This is a genomic window from Pseudophaeobacter sp. A-200-2 (genome assembly GCF_041008815.1).
Lineage (GTDB): Bacteria > Pseudomonadota > Alphaproteobacteria > Rhodobacterales > Rhodobacteraceae > Phycobacter > Phycobacter gallaeciensis_A.
In genome coordinates this window covers 255,511-269,875 of record NZ_JAXGFU010000001.1, presented here as the reverse complement: position 1 = coordinate 269,875, position 14,365 = coordinate 255,511, and the positions used below count along the sequence as shown (strand labels likewise).

Here is a 14,365-nt window from a genome sequence, read left to right as displayed (position 1 = left end):
ATTGCGTCATTTCTGGTATGCATGTTATGCATAGCTTAACGCCTGCTGACCTAAGGTCAGAGTTTCCCCATCTCTTTCATATGTTTGCGGTGCGCCATGATCTCGGTTTGCACGAAATCACGGAAAGCTGACACCCGCTGCGAGTGACGCAATTCTTCCGGATAGGCCAGGTAGACAGGCACACCACTGGTGTCCTCATGCGGCAGAACCTGTACCAGATCGGGGAAATCCTCGGTGACATAGTCAGGCAGGATGCCGATTCCCAGATCGTGAAGCACGCCCTGCAGGACCCCGAAGTAGTTGTTGACCGACAGCATCGAGCCGGGACCGTGGGTGATCAGCTTCTGGACCAGCACAGCTGCAGAACCGACTTGGGCCGAATTTTGGTTCTGGCAGATCAGACGGTGGTTCTTGATATCTTCGGCGGTCTGCGGCGTGCCGTTGCGGTCCAGATATGCGCGAGACGCATAAAGTCGCATCTGAACCGTCATCAGTCGCTTGCGCACCAGGTCCGCCTGGCTCGGCTCTTTCATTCGGATCGCAACGTCGGCTTCGCGCATGGGCAAGTCCAGAACCCGCTCTTCCAGCATCAGGTCGATTTTCAGATTGGGATATTGCTCAAAGAGTTTCGTCAGCCTGGGTGCCAGCCACAGGGTGCCAAATCCGAATGTCGTGGTGACGCGCAATTCGCCGAACACTTCGTCTTCGCTGTCGCGGATCCGGGCCGAAGCCGCTTCGAGCCGTTTGGACATGGATTTGGTCGCGTCAAACAGCAGCTCGCCCTGTTCGGTCAGGATCAGCCCGCGCGCGTGACGGTGAAACAACGTCGCGTTCAGGCTTTCCTCAAGCGCACGAATCTGGCGGCTGACCGCGGATTGCGACAGGTTAAGCTTGTCCCCGGCGTGGGTCAGGCTGCCGACATCTGCCACGGCGTGAAAAATTCTAAGCTTGTCCCAGTCCATATCCGTTACTTTCGTTGTGCCCATATCAGCCTATATGAAACCTGACACTTGGATCAATTTCCGAATGCAGAAGCGCGCTTCCGGAGGGGGATATTGACAACAGTGGGTATACAGGTCAGTATTTGTGACCTAATATCGATGGAAATTATTGCAAGCCAGTTGTGGTTGGGAGGACCGGATGAGCACGCAAAAGATCTCGTTGAATGACAAATATGATCTGAGCAAATCGCCTGTCATGCTGAACGGCACGCAGGCGCTTGTGCGCCTGATGCTGATGCAGAAGGCGCGGGACACGGCAGCCGGTCTCAACACTGCTGGGCTTGTCACCGGCTATCGCGGATCGCCGCTTGGCGCTGTCGACATGCAGATGAGCCGGGCCGAAAAGCAGCTGAAAGAGGCCGATGTCACCTTTCAGTACGGTTTGAACGAGGATCTGGCCGTCACCGCCCTATGGGGCGCGCAACAGGCCGAAATCCGTGGTGAAGGCAAATTCGACGGCGTATTCGGCCTTTGGTATGGCAAGGGGCCGGGCGTTGACCGCGCCGGCGATGCCTTCCGCCACGCCAATATGGCCGGCAGCTCCAAAAATGGCGGCGTGCTGGTGGCGATGGGCGACGACCACACCGGCGAAAGCTCCACCGTGCTGCACCAGTCCGAATGGGCGCTGATGGATGCCTACCTCCCGATCCTCAGCCCCGCTGGTGTGCAAGAAATCCTGGATTTCGGGCTTTATGGCTACGCGCTCAGCCGGTTTTCCGGTCTCTGGGTCGGCCTCAAGACGATGAAGGACACCATCGAGGTAACCTCGGTCGTGGATGCGAGCCCGGATCGGGTGAAACTGGTTACCCCCGATTTCGCCATGCCGCAGGATGGGCTGAATATCCGCTTGGTGGATGATCGTTTCCAGCAGGAAGACCGGATCATCGACCAGAAACGCTTTGCTGCCGAGGCATTCAGCCACGCCAACAAGATGGACAAACGCATCTGGGGCAAACCCGGTGCCAAGATCGGTTTCGTGGCCGCGGGCAAGAACTGGCTGGATCTGGTCCATGCCATGTCTCTGTTGAATATCGACGAGGCCATGGCCGAACGTCTGGGCATCACCACATACAAGGTCGGTCAGGTCTGGCCGCTGGACATGAAGGGCTTCCACGACTGGGCCGAAGGTCTGGATCTGATCGTCGTGGTTGAGGAAAAGCGCAAGCTGATCGAGGTGCAGATCAAGGAGGCGATCTTTGACGACCGACGTGGTCGCCGGGTTTACGGCTGGCACAAGGGCGGCGGAGCTGGCTCCATGCACGGGCCGGAACTCTTCCCGACGCGCTATGCGCTCGACCCCATCATGATCGCCGAGAAGCTGGGCGAGATTCTGATCGAAGAGGGCCGCGACACCGAAGCAATCCGCGCCGGGCTGGCCAGCCTGGACGAGGCGCGCCGCGCCGACAACGCCGAAGAAATCGCCGCGCGCCTGCCTTACTTCTGCTCGGGTTGTCCGCACAATTCTTCGACCAAGATCCCTGAGGGCAGCCGTGCCTATGCCGGGATCGGCTGTCACTTCATGGTGCAGTGGATGGACCGCGAGACCATGGGCTTCACCCATATGGGCGGCGAAGGCGCCAACTGGATCGGCGAGGCGCCGTTCTCCAAGCGCAAGCATGTGTTCCAGAACCTTGGCGATGGCACCTATAACCACTCCGGCGTGCAGGCGATCCGTGCCGCACTGGCCGAAGGCACCAATATTACCTACAAGATCCTCTATAACGATGCGGTGGCCATGACTGGCGGTCAGGGTAACGAAGGTGGTCTCAGCGCTTATCGCATCGCGCATGAGCTGAAGGCCATGGGGGTGGAGCATCTCGCCATCGTTTATGACGAGAAAGAAGAGATCGATTTCAAGCAGTTCCCAGCCGGGGTTCCCACCCATGAACGGGCCGAGCTGATGAACGTGCAAAAGCAGATGGAAGAGGTCGAAGGCGTTTCTGCCATCATCTATGTCCAGACCTGCGCCGCCGAGAAACGCCGCCGTCGCAAGCGGGGCCTGTTCCCCGATCCTGATCAGCGCGTGTTCATCAACTCGGACGTCTGCGAAGGATGCGGCGATTGCGGGGTGCAATCCAACTGCGTCTCTATCGTTCCCAAGGAAACCGAACTGGGACGCAAGCGGGCGATTGATCAGTCCTCCTGTAACAAGGATTTCTCCTGTCTCAACGGATTCTGTCCGTCCTTCCTGACCATCGAAGGCGCCAAAATCCGGAAGGAGGCCACGGCCGAGTTGAAGCTGCCCGATCTGCCGATGCCCGACCTGCCCAAGATCGAAGGCACCCATAACGTGGTGATCACTGGCGTTGGTGGCACTGGCGTTGTGACCATCGGCGCGGTTCTGGCGCAGGCCGCGCAGATCGACGGCAAAGGTGCCGGCATGATGGAGATGGCCGGTCTCGCGCAAAAGGGCGGCGCGGTGCATATCCACTGCCGCATTGCCGAAAGCCCTGATGACATCAGCGCCATCCGCGTCGCCACCGGCGAAGCGCACGCGCTGATCGGCGGTGATCTGGTGGTGAGTGCAGGCGCCAAGACCATTGGGTTGATGCGCACAGGTCAGACCGGCGGTGTGGTGAATAGCCACGAGATCATCACCGGCGATTTCACTCGCGACACTAATTTCCAGCTGCCCACTGACCGGCTTGAGGTGGCGCTGGAGGCACGCCTGCGCGAGCGGCTCGATATGTTCGACGCATCGCAGCTGGCGCAGGCCACCATGGGAGATTCGATCTTCTCCAACATGATGGTCTTTGGCGGGGCTTTCCAACGCGGTCTGATCCCAGTCGGCCTTGAGGCAATCACCCAGGCGATCGAGCTGAACGGCGCTGCGGTGGAAAAGAACCTGCGTGCCTTTGAAATCGGTCGCTGGGCGGTGCTGCACCCCGAAGAGGTGGCCAAGCTGATCAAGCCTGCCAATGTGGTGGAACTGCCCAAGACGCTGGATGAAAAGATCGCCTACCGGCAGGATCATCTGACGGCCTATCAGGGCAAGGGGCTGGCCAAACGCTATATGAAGCTGCTGGATGGCATCGACGATGCGCGCCTGAAGGAAGCCGTCGCCAAGGGCTATCACAAGCTGCTGGCCTATAAGGACGAATACGAGGTGGCGCGTCTGTTGTTGAGCAGTCGCGAAAAGGCCGAGGCGCAGTTTGAGGGCGATCTGAAGATCTCTTACAATCTGGCGCCGCCGATCCTGGGCGGGGTCGACGCCAACGGACGCCCGAAAAAGCGCCGTTTCGGCCCAAGCATGGAGCGCGGTCTGAAGCTGCTGGCGAAGTTCAAAGGTCTGCGCGGCACGCCGCTCGATATCTTTGGCTATACCGCCGAGCGCAAGATGGAACGGGCGCTGATCAAGCAATACGAGCGCGACATGAAGGAATGGCTGGCTAAAGCCTCGCCTGAGATCATGGACCCGCTGGTCGCTCTGGCCGAATTGCCGCTGCAGATCCGTGGCTTTGGTCCGGTGAAGATGGAAAGCGAGCAGAAGGCGGCGAAACGACGCGAAGAACTGCTGGCGGTTCTGCGTCAGGGCGGTGCTCCGATGAAGAAAGCGGCCGAATAAGCCGCAGGGGTGTTCTCCCGCCCGGCAGGTGACAGCCGGACGGCTGCCTCTTGCCCGTTGGGCCCGGCGCCGCGCATTTGCGCGGCGCTGCTGCGTTCTGGGTCAGGGCGCGGGATCCTGCCGTAGACCGGTCATGAGTCTGTTACGGGGATCTGAGATGCTGTTATGCCTAACCGGTCACCTTGGTGATTCCGTCCAGAAAGACCCAGCCCATGTCCGAGATGCAGCAACTGTCCGGCAATACCCAATCAAGAAAATCCCGGCCTGGAAAAATCCGGTCCAGCGCGCGCCAGATCGCGCGGGAGATCTCTTATGCGCATTCGGCGCAGACCCGTTCGGGGCGTCTGGTGATCCGAATGATGGAGAATACCACGGGCCGTCTGAAGCTGATCCGACGCGCACGGGGGTATGAACAGGAGGTCGCGGGCGGCCGCAGTTTCTGGAGCGTCATCGCCGACCGCTATGGTCTGTCGCTGGAGGTGATCGGCGGCGCGCTGTCCAATATCCCGCGCGACAAGCCGGTCGTTCTGATCGCCAATCATCCCTATGGGATCCTTGATGGGCTGATGATGGGGCACATCCTTGCCGAAACGCGCGGGGATTTTCGTATTCTGGCGCATCAGGTGTTCGGCAAGTCGGAAGACCTGAACCGTATCATCTTGCCGATCGATTTTGCCGAAACCAAGGAGGCGCTGCGGACCAACCTTGAGACCCGCAAAACGGCGCTCAGCTATCTGGGGCAGGGCGGCGCCATCGGGATCTTTCCGGGCGGCACGGTTTCCACGGGAGCAACGCCCTTTGCCCGGCCGATGGATCCGGGCTGGCGCAGCTTTACCGCGCGGATGATTGCCAAATCCGATGCGGTTGTGGTGCCGGTCTATTTTGACGGCCACACTTCGCGCTTGTTTCAGATCGCCAGCCATCTGCACGCTACGTTGCGCATGGGGCTCTTGATCAAGGAGTTTCACAAGCGGGTCGATACGCCGGTGCGGGTGGTGATCGGCGAGGCGATCGGGCGCGACAAACTTGACCCTTTGACCGGGGATGCCAAAGGAATGATGGATTTCCTGCGCAAAGCGACGTATGAGCTGTCTCCGACTCCTCTCGATCCGGGCTTGCGCGGGTTCGAGTTTGAAGAGAAACATCGCGCCTGAACGTGGCATCCGCGAAAGAAGAACATGGCAGTAGGCATTTTTGATTCTGGTCTGGGCGGTCTGACCGTGCTCGACGCTGTGCAGCGGCGTCTGCCGGAGGTTGACCTTATCTATTACGGCGACAGTGCTCACGCCCCCTATGGCGTGCGCGATGCCGAGGATGTCTATCAGCTGACCAAGGCCGCTGTGGAAGACATGTGGGACAAGGGCTGCGATCTGGTGATCCTGGCCTGTAACACTGCCTCGGCGGCGGCGCTGCGGCGCATGCAGGAGGGCGGGCTGCCCAAGGGCAAGCGCGTGCTTGGCGTCTTTGTGCCGCTGATCGAAGCACTGACCGAGCGCCAGTGGGGCGATAATTCGCCGCCGCGCGAGGTTGCGGTGAAGCATGTGGCGCTGTTCGCAACGCCTGCAACAGTATCCAGTCGGGCGTTCCAGCGGGAACTGGCCTTTCGCGCCATCGGTGTCGATGTGGAAGCGCAGGCCTGTGGCGGTGTTGTCGACGCCATCGAAGAAGGCGACATGATCCTGGCTGAGGCGCTGGTGCGCAGCCATGTGGATGCGCTCTTGCGCAAGATGCCGCATCCCGAGGCGGCCATTCTGGGCTGCACCCATTATCCCCTGATGGAAAAGACCTTTCAGGAGGCGCTTGGCCCCAATGTAAAGGTGTTCAGCCAGGGCGATCTGGTCGCCGACAGTCTGGCCGACTACCTTGAGCGGCACCCGGATATGTACGGTACCGGCAAGGCGGGGTTCTACACCACTGGCGATCCGGCGCGGGTCAGCACCCATGCGACCCAGTTCTTGCGACGACAAATCACCTTTGAAGCGGCCTGATCCGGCGCTTCCACGGGGACGGCTTTCTGTCGTCCCCCGGGCGGATCGCCTGTCGGCTGCGGCAGTTTTCCCTATTCCCACCGCCTGTTGCTGCGGTACAAATCACGTAAATTCAAAAGACGAGGTCTGACATGGCCCACAAAGTGGCTATCCTTGGCGCCAGCGGTTACACCGGCGCGGAACTGGTGCGGCTGATTTCCCAGCACCCGAGCATTGAAATCGCGGCGCTCGCAGCAGAGCGCAAGGCGGGGCTGTCCATGGCCGAGGTGTTTCCGCACCTGCGGCATCTGGACCTGCCGACCCTGTGCAAGATCAGCGAGATCGACTTTTCCAAGATCGACCTGTGTTTCTGCGCCCTGCCGCATAAAACCAGCCAGGAAGTGATCGCAGCCCTGCCGAAGGATCTGAAGATCGTCGATCTGTCGGCGGATTTCCGGCTGCGCGATCCGGCGGAATACGAGAAATGGTACGGCAACCCCCATGCTGCGCTGGAGCAGCAGAAAGAGGCTGTTTACGGCCTTACCGAATTCTACCGGGATGAGATCCGGGGCGCGCGGCTGGTGGCGGGTACCGGCTGCAACGCGGCCACCGGGCAGTTCGCGCTGCGGCCGCTGATCACCTCGGGCCTGATTGATCTAGATGAAATCATCCTCGATCTGAAATGCGCCGTCTCTGGTGCGGGTCGGGCCCTGAAGGAAAACCTGCTGCATGCGGAGCTGAGCGAGGGTTACAATGCCTATGCCATCGGTGGCACGCACCGGCATTTGGGTGAATTCGATCAGGAATTCTCGAAACTGGCCGGGCGTCCGGTCAAGGTACAGTTCACCCCGCATCTGGTTCCCGCCAACCGGGGTATTCTGGCGACGACCTATGTCAAAGGCGACGCCGAGGCGATCCACGCGGCATTCGTTTCTGCCTATGCCGATGAACCCTTTATCGAGGTTCTGCCCTTTGGCACCGCGCCAAGCACCCACCACGTGCGCGGCTCCAACTTCTGTCATATCGGCGTGACCGCTGACCGGATCGAAGGGCGGGCCATTGTCATTGCGGCGCTGGATAACCTGACAAAAGGTAGCAGCGGACAGGCCTTGCAGAACGCCAATCTGATGTTAGGTGAAGACGAAACTGCGGGTCTGATGATGGCGCCGCTGTTCCCCTAGGGCGCCAGACCCTGACGAGCACAGGACGGTAACGATATGAAAAACCTCAAAAAGCAGCGCCGCATTCAGGTGATCGCATTGGCGACCGTTGCCTTGATCGTGTCGACGGCTTTGATCGGTTACGCGATGCGGGACGGGATCAACTACTTCCGTTCGCCTAGTCAGGTGATGGCCGAGCCGCCGGTGCCGACAGAGGTTTTCCGTATTGGTGGTCTGGTCGAAGATGGCAGTCTGGTGCGCGGTCAGGGCGAAACCGTGCGGTTCTCTGTGACCGATGGCGGCGCAACCGTGCCGGTGACTTACGCGGGTGTGCTGCCGGACCTGTTCGAGGAAAATCAAGGCATGGTCGGCACAGGCCGTTACGTCAACGGTGTGTTCGAAGCCTCTGAAATTCTGGCGAAACATGACGAGACCTACATGCCCAAGGAAGTCGTGGACGCGCTGAAAGAACAGGGCGTCTACCAGGAGCCGGACGCCTGAGGTTCGGAACATTCCAAAACAGTACCAAATGAAAACGGGGGCCCTTGGCCCCCGTTTTGTTTCAGCAGATCCTGCGCGGTGCAGGTCTTATGGGAAGAGTTTCTTCACATAGCCGGGCAGGGCGAAAGCCGCCTTGTGCACCTCGGGCGTGTAGTAATCGGTTTCAATCCCGGCAGCGGCAAAGCGTTTTTCCAGATCGGCCAGCGACACGGTACGCGCGGATTTGGAGTGGCTGCCCCAGCCAAAGGCCATCGGACCACCCGCATAGGTCGGGATTGTCGCCAGATAGCAGCTGTGATCGGCAAACAGCGTCTTGAAGGCGCGCATGGTGCCGGTCAGCTCGTCCCCTTGCATGAAGGGCACGCCGTTCTGGGTGACGATGATACCGTCATCGGTCAGCGCGCGGGCGGCGTGGCCGTAGAAGGTATTGGTGAACAGCACCTCGCCCGGGCCGATCGGATCGGTGGAATCGACCACGATCACGTCGAATTTCTGATCTGTTTCACGCATGAAGGCCGCGCCATCGTTGATCACCAGATTGAGCCGCGGATCGTCAAAGGCGCCCTGGCTCAGCATCGGCAGGTATTCCTTTGAGAAATCCACCACACCGGCGTCGATCTCGACCATGGTGACATGTTCGACCGAGGCGTGGCGCAGCGCCTCGCGGGCCATGCCGCCGTCGCCGCCGCCGATGATCAGCACACGTTTTGCGGCCCCATGCGCCAGGATCGGCACATGGGTCAGCATCTCGTGGTAGATGAAATTGTCGCCTTCGGTGGTCTGCACCACGTCATCCAGCGTCAGGATGCGGCCGAACGTACCGTTCTGAAAGACCTTCAGGCGCTGATGCTCGGTCTTGCTGTCATAAAGCATCTCATCCACGCGCAGGCTCTGCGCGTAGTGATCGTGCAGGCGTTCGGTGATCCAGGTCTCGCTCATGCCGCGACCTCCTTGGCGATCAGCTCCTCCCCGCGCAGAAGTTCCCGGACCTCCACGTGATCGGTGGAAAAGGCCTCTTTCAGCACGCCGACAGCGCGCCAGGGTTCGGCATCGCCGCACATGAAGACGTCAAAGGCGCCATAGCCGATTTCCGGCCAGGTGTGCACCGAGATGTGGCTTTCGGCCAGCACGGCCACGCCCGACACGCCCTGGGGCGAGAATTTATGGGTGTGGATGTGCAGCAGCGTGGCGCCGCAGACCTCGACACATTTGCGGAATGCGTTCTGAATGCGGGTCTCGCAATCCAGACCGGTGCCGTTCATGACTTCGATGATCAGGTGGGTGCCGGCGAACACTTTTCCATCCCGGCGGATGAAGTGATCTTCGCGGTCGCTGTCCACAACGGTTTCAATCATCGCAGCGGGTACACTGCGGGTGGTATCTTCCTCTTGGGCGCCTGTCTCCAGACCGATCCCCAGTTGGAAGAGGTTGGCGTCTTTCATGACACTCCCCTTCGTTCCAGTAGATGACAATCCAGCCGGCCCTTAGCGCCCCCCCGGATAAGGGTCCGGGGTTGGGATCGGTGCCGAAAGTGAGGCGCGTCTAGGCCCCATGGCAGATTCGATCAAGGAAAAATTTACCAGGGGCTTTGAAATGATTGAAAAGAAAAAAGGCCGGGGAACTGGCCCCGGCCGTCAGGTGGTTCCGGTACCCGGGGATCAGGGGCGCCAGAACGGAAGAGTGGCTTCATAATGGGCGTCCTCGCGGGAGAGCCCGATGTCTTGCAATTGTTCCGGGGTCAGGTGGCGGAGCTGTTTACGGCTGCGCTGTCGGACGGACCATTTCGTCATCAGAACCGCGAACGTCACCGCGACCTGAGCCAGCACCGGCAGGGTGGGCTGATTGGTCAGAAAGGTGATGCTGGAATGTGCAGGGGTCGCGTGCTGTGTCATGGTCAGATCCTTTATTGTATTGATACAATCCTGTGTTGTTGGTACGGTTATTTGATACAAAGTTCCGACTCAGCTGTCTAAGGAAGCATTGTAATGGGTACAATTTGGGCGCCGAGCCTTGGTGATAAGCCTGGACCGAAGTATCAACGGGTGGCCGATACAATCCGCGCGGCGGTGGAAAACGATACATTGCGTGTTGGTACAAAGTTGCCGCCGGTGCGCGATCTGGCCTATCAACTGGGCATCACCCCCGGCACGGTGGCGCGGGCCTATTCCACCCTCACGGACGAAGGACTTCTGCAGGCGGAGGTCGGGCGCGGCACATTTGTCGCTGAGCGGCAGACCATGGTCATGGATGATGTCTGGTCCCGCGAATTGCACCTTCGGGAGGAAAGCGATCCCAACCATGTCAGCCTGTTCAGCCCGCGTCTTGCCGATGTGGGGCAGGTGGCTGCGATCCGGGAGGCGATGAAGAAGGTCGCGGGCGCCGATCCGCTGATGTTCCTGAACTACCCGACCCGTGACGCCTACCGCCCGGTGCGCGAAGCGGTGGTGGAGTGGCTGTCAGATCAGCCGCTGGGGCCGCTGGATGAAAGCCAGGTGGTCCTGACCCATGGCGGTCAGAACGGCATCCTCACGGTGCTGCAGGCCGTCCTGAAGGACGCGCAGCCCACGCTGTTGGTCGAGGATCTTTCTTATGCCGGCTTTCGTCGTGCGTCTGAACTGCTCCGGGCCAAGGTTGTCGGGGTGGGGATGGACGAACACGGGATTCGTCCGGATTCGCTGGAGCTTGCCATCCGCAAGACGGGCGCGACGGTTCTCTGTACCAGCCCCGAGGTGCACAATCCGACCGGTCTGTTTACGCCGCAAAAACGGCGCGAGGAGATCATCAAGGTCGCGCGGCGGCATGAGCTGCAGATCGTCGAGGATGATTGCTATCGCATGGGAGAGGCCGGTGCGCCCAGCTATCGCGCTCTGGCGCCCGATATCACCTGGCACGTCTGTTCGATCTCCAAGGTTTTGACGCCGGCGCTGCGCGTCGGTTTTGCCCTCGCGCCCAAAGGCCACGAACAGGATCTGCGCCGGTCGGCGGAATACAGCTTTTTTGGCCTGTCGCAGCCGCTGGCCGAGCTGATCCGCGTCTTGCTTTCGGACCCGCGCAGCAAGGAGCTGGCCAAAGAGGTGCGCAAGGAAATGGCCAAATATGTGCGTGTGGCGGTGAATGCCCTTGGTGCGTTTGAGTTGACATGGAAAGACGAGGTCCCGTTCCTCTGGCTGAAACTGCCTGCAGGCTGGCGCTCCGCTGCCTTTACTCGCGCGGCAGAAGCTGCAGGTGTGCAGATCAGGTCAGCCGATGAATTCGCCCTGAGGGATGGCCGCGCGCCCAATGCCGTGCGCATCACCATCAACGGGCAGGTTTCTTTGGCTAAGTTCGAAGACGCGATGCTGCGTTTGCGCAGCCTTTTGGACAACCCGCCCGAGCAAATCAGCGTCTAGGGGTGGGGTATTTTGATACCTATTTTTTAACACGCTGATTTTGCGTAATAAATTGTTGTTTTGCTGTGTTGACGCAGTGCGGAGATCCCCGTAAACCCCGTCCATCGAATTCAGGTGAGTTGTATTCCGGCTCATCTTCACGACAAACAGGATAGACCTGCCATGAAAACCTTCTCTGCTACTCCGGCAGATATCGAGAAGAACTGGATCCTGATCGACGCCGAAGGCGTTGTTCTGGGCCGTCTTGCCTCGATCGTTGCCATGCGCCTGCGCGGTAAGCACAAAGCGTCGTTCACGCCGAACATGGACATGGGCGACAACGTCATCATCATCAACGCCGACAAGGTACAGATGACCGGCAAGAAGCGCGACGAGCACTTCTACTGGCACACTGGCCACCCGGGCGGCATCAAGTCCCGCACCAAGCAACAGATCCTGGAAGGCGCGCACCCCGAGCGTGTTGTCTATCAGGCTGTGAAGCGCATGCTGCCGGGCAACCGTCTGGCGCGCCAGCAGATGAGCAACCTGCGTATCTATGCTGGTGCCGCGCACCCGCATGAGGCCCAGGCCCCCGAGGTTCTGGATGTCAAATCCATGAACAAGAAAAACACGCGGAGCTGAGACCGATGGCTGATCAGATCAACACTCTCGAAGAGCTGGGCGCCGTTGCAGGCGTTGAAGCTGTCGCTGAAGAAACCATTTCCCGTGAGCCCGTCCGTGACGAGCTGGGTCGTGCCTATGCAACCGGTAAGCGGAAAGACGCAGTCGCACGCGTCTGGATCAAGCCGGGTTCCGGCAAGGTCGAAGTGAACGGCAAAGAGCTGAACAAATACTTCGCCCGTCCGGTGCTGCAGATGATCCTGCGCCAGCCGTTCACCGTTGCCGGTGTCGAAGACCAGTTTGACGTCTACGCAACCGTTAAAGGCGGTGGCCTTTCCGGTCAGGCCGGTGCGGTCAAGCACGGCATCTCCAAAGCTCTGCAGCTTTATGATCCCGCCCTGCGCGGCGCTCTGAAAGCTGCTGGCTTCCTGACCCGTGACAGCCGTGTTGTTGAACGTAAGAAATTCGGCCGCCGCAAAGCGCGTCGTTCGTTCCAGTTCTCCAAGCGTTAATCGCTGGACAGCAGAACAGAGAAAGGCCGCAGAGAAATCTGCGGCCTTTTTTCGTAGTTTGTCTGTGTGGCTGAAACGGGGGATTGGACCGCCCTGGAACCTGCGTACAAAGGCGCAGCCGCGGTGCCTATTTGTCGGGTTCAATCAGGCCCAGACCGCGCAGATAGATCATGATCCCGCTTTCGAGCAGATCCTCGGGCGAGAAGGGCGAGGTGGCACCGGGCGTGTTGCGGGCATAAAGCTCGACGACCCCGTGGCTCAGCGCCATGATATGGGCGGAAAACATCGCTGCGGGCGGGCGTTTTTCGGCCGGGATGTGCTGGCTCAGATCCGCAGCAGCCTTTTCCAGGATGCCCCGTGCGCGGGCAGCGGCATCTGCCAGTTCGGGCGTACGGTTGACGGAAATACCGCTTTCGAACATCGCGATGTAATGGCCGGGATGTTTGCGGGCAAAGGCGAGATAGGCCCGTCCCGTTGCCTCAAATGCCGCTAGGGCCGAGGGCTGATATTTTTCAAAGGCGTGCTGCATCAGATCGGCGAACATCGCAAAACCCTGTTTTGCGGCCTCTGCGATCAGATCCTCGCGGCCTTCGAAATGGCGATAGACTGCCGCCGGGGTGACGCCCGCCTGTTTTGCCGCCTCGGACAGGGTAAAGCCGGTCGGGCCTTTTGCCTCGATCAGACCCAGCGCAGATTCCACAAGGGCCTGACGCAGGTTGCCGTGATGATAGCCGCGTTTACGCATTCCAGATGTCCGGTCCGCCACAGATGAGGGGATCTACGTCCCCGAGTGCCTCGGCGTTTTTGTTGTCATAATCCAGTCCATGTAGGACCGAACGGATGGCAGCCAGCCGCGCGCGACGCTTGTCGTCCGAGCGGACGACGGTCCAGGGGGCCACCTTGGTGTGGCTGCGGCGGAAGGTTTCGCCGATGGCATCGGTATAGGCGTCCCAGCGTTCCAGCCCTTTTACGTCGATGGTGCTGAGCTTCCAATGCTTCAGCGGATCAGATTCGCGCGCTAGAAACCGATCGAGCTGCTCGGCGCGGCCAACATTCAGCCAGATCTTGAACAGGTGAATGCCGTCCTCGACCAGAGCCTCCTCGAACCCTGTAACCTGATGGAAGAAGCGCTCGCGCTGCGTGTCGGTGCAAAAGCCAAAGACCTTTTCGACGACGCCGCGATTGTACCAGCTGCGGTCGAAAAATACGATTTCACCGCCCGAGGGCAAATGGTCGATATAGCGCTGGAAATACCATTGGGTCTGCTCAGCCTCGGTTGGTTTCTGCAGTGCCACAACCCGCGCGCCGCGGGGGTTAAGGTTTTCGCGGAAGCGTTTGATTGTGCCACCTTTTCCTGCGGTATCTCGACCTTCGAACACCACGGCGACACGGGCGCCAGAGGCTTTGACCCAGGATTGCAGTTTCACCAACTCGATCTGCAACGCGTCCATGGATTGCTCATAGGACTTTTTCTTCATCCGCGTGGCATGCGGATAGTCCGAATCCAATATCGCTTTCTTTCCCCCATCGGCGATAGCCTTGCGGATGTCAGAAGGCGCGCCGGTCTCGAAATAGCGGCTGATGGCGCCGTCAAATGGCAATGTCATGGGCAAAACCTTCCTGTCCTCAACTCTTTATAGGGCATTGCGCAGTGCAATGTGACTCCGATT

Annotated in this window: 14 protein-coding genes; 8 read left to right on the top strand and 6 right to left on the bottom strand. The window is 59.8% G+C overall.

All coding sequences use genetic code 11. The features are described 5' to 3' along the window. Nucleotides 1–56: 56 nt before the first annotated feature. On the bottom strand, nt 57–962 hold the full coding sequence (locus SM766_RS01220; RefSeq protein ID WP_065273448.1) for a LysR family transcriptional regulator: 906 nt from the start codon (nt 960–962) through the stop codon (nt 57–59). A 178-nt stretch (nt 963–1,140) separates the two neighbouring features. Here SM766_RS01220 and SM766_RS01215 point away from each other — a divergent pair, with 178 nt between their 5' ends. The 5 genes from SM766_RS01215 (at nt 1,141) to ccmE (ending at nt 8,194) form a co-directional block, all read left to right on the top strand. Further along, complete coding sequence (locus tag SM766_RS01215; RefSeq protein ID WP_368946632.1) at nt 1,141–4,566, top strand: indolepyruvate ferredoxin oxidoreductase family protein; 3,426 nt, start codon at nt 1,141–1,143, stop codon at nt 4,564–4,566. Nucleotides 4,567–4,787: 221 nt separating this feature from the next. Further along, nucleotides 4,788–5,720: a lysophospholipid acyltransferase family protein gene (locus SM766_RS01210; protein ID WP_368946807.1), complete on the top strand. Its 933-nt coding sequence runs from the start codon at nt 4,788–4,790 to the stop codon at nt 5,718–5,720. A gap of 24 nt (nt 5,721–5,744) precedes the next feature. Then, a complete protein-coding gene (murI, locus tag SM766_RS01205) occupies nt 5,745–6,554 on the top strand; it encodes a glutamate racemase (protein ID WP_274828057.1) in 810 nt (269 codons plus the stop codon). A gap of 131 nt (nt 6,555–6,685) precedes the next feature. Continuing rightward, nucleotides 6,686–7,714, top strand: a complete 1,029-nt coding sequence (gene argC, locus SM766_RS01200) for an N-acetyl-gamma-glutamyl-phosphate reductase (protein WP_368946631.1) — start codon at nt 6,686–6,688, stop codon at nt 7,712–7,714. Nucleotides 7,715–7,750: 36 nt separating this feature from the next. After that, nucleotides 7,751–8,194, top strand: coding sequence for a cytochrome c maturation protein CcmE (gene ccmE, locus SM766_RS01195; protein WP_065270195.1), 444 nt, complete (start codon nt 7,751–7,753; stop codon nt 8,192–8,194). Between the two features lie 87 nt (nt 8,195–8,281). On the opposite strand, the gene speE is transcribed toward ccmE, so the two are convergent. The 3 genes from speE to SM766_RS01180 all read right to left on the bottom strand — a co-directional run bounded on the left by speE (nt 8,282) and on the right by SM766_RS01180 (nt 10,086). Further along, the gene (gene speE, locus SM766_RS01190) at nt 8,282–9,133 is read right to left on the bottom strand and encodes a polyamine aminopropyltransferase (RefSeq protein ID WP_065270196.1); all 852 of its coding nucleotides are present in this window, start codon (nt 9,131–9,133) and stop codon (nt 8,282–8,284) included. Next, nucleotides 9,130–9,636: an adenosylmethionine decarboxylase gene (gene speD, locus SM766_RS01185; protein ID WP_368946630.1), complete on the bottom strand. Its 507-nt coding sequence runs from the start codon at nt 9,634–9,636 to the stop codon at nt 9,130–9,132. Before speD ends, speE begins: the two co-directional genes overlap by 4 nt. Nucleotides 9,637–9,852: 216 nt before the next feature. Then, nucleotides 9,853–10,086: a DUF1127 domain-containing protein gene (locus SM766_RS01180; protein ID WP_274828059.1), complete on the bottom strand. Its 234-nt coding sequence runs from the start codon at nt 10,084–10,086 to the stop codon at nt 9,853–9,855. Between the two features lie 93 nt (nt 10,087–10,179). Here SM766_RS01180 and SM766_RS01175 point away from each other — a divergent pair, with 93 nt between their 5' ends. From SM766_RS01175 to rpsI, 3 genes are all read left to right on the top strand, one after another. After that, the gene (locus tag SM766_RS01175; protein WP_368946629.1) at nt 10,180–11,583 is read left to right on the top strand and encodes an aminotransferase-like domain-containing protein; all 1,404 of its coding nucleotides are present in this window, start codon (nt 10,180–10,182) and stop codon (nt 11,581–11,583) included. Nucleotides 11,584–11,745: 162 nt separating this feature from the next. After that, the gene (gene rplM / locus SM766_RS01170) at nt 11,746–12,204 is read left to right on the top strand and encodes a 50S ribosomal protein L13 (protein WP_065270200.1); all 459 of its coding nucleotides are present in this window, start codon (nt 11,746–11,748) and stop codon (nt 12,202–12,204) included. A 5-nt stretch (nt 12,205–12,209) separates the two neighbouring features. Then, nucleotides 12,210–12,695 carry a 30S ribosomal protein S9 gene (rpsI, locus tag SM766_RS01165; RefSeq protein ID WP_065270201.1) on the top strand — a complete coding sequence of 162 codons (486 nt, stop codon included), beginning with the start codon at nt 12,210–12,212 and terminating at the stop codon, nt 12,693–12,695. 127 nt (nt 12,696–12,822) lie between these two features. On the opposite strand, the gene SM766_RS01160 is transcribed toward rpsI, so the two are convergent. Together SM766_RS01160 and ppk2 are read right to left on the bottom strand one after the other, a co-directional pair. Further along, a complete protein-coding gene (locus tag SM766_RS01160) occupies nt 12,823–13,440 on the bottom strand; it encodes a TetR/AcrR family transcriptional regulator (RefSeq protein ID WP_368946628.1) in 618 nt (205 codons plus the stop codon). Further along, complete coding sequence (gene ppk2 / locus SM766_RS01155) at nt 13,433–14,302, bottom strand: polyphosphate kinase 2 (RefSeq protein WP_368946627.1); 870 nt, start codon at nt 14,300–14,302, stop codon at nt 13,433–13,435. Before ppk2 ends, SM766_RS01160 begins: the two co-directional genes overlap by 8 nt. Nucleotides 14,303–14,365: the final 63 nt, after the last annotated feature.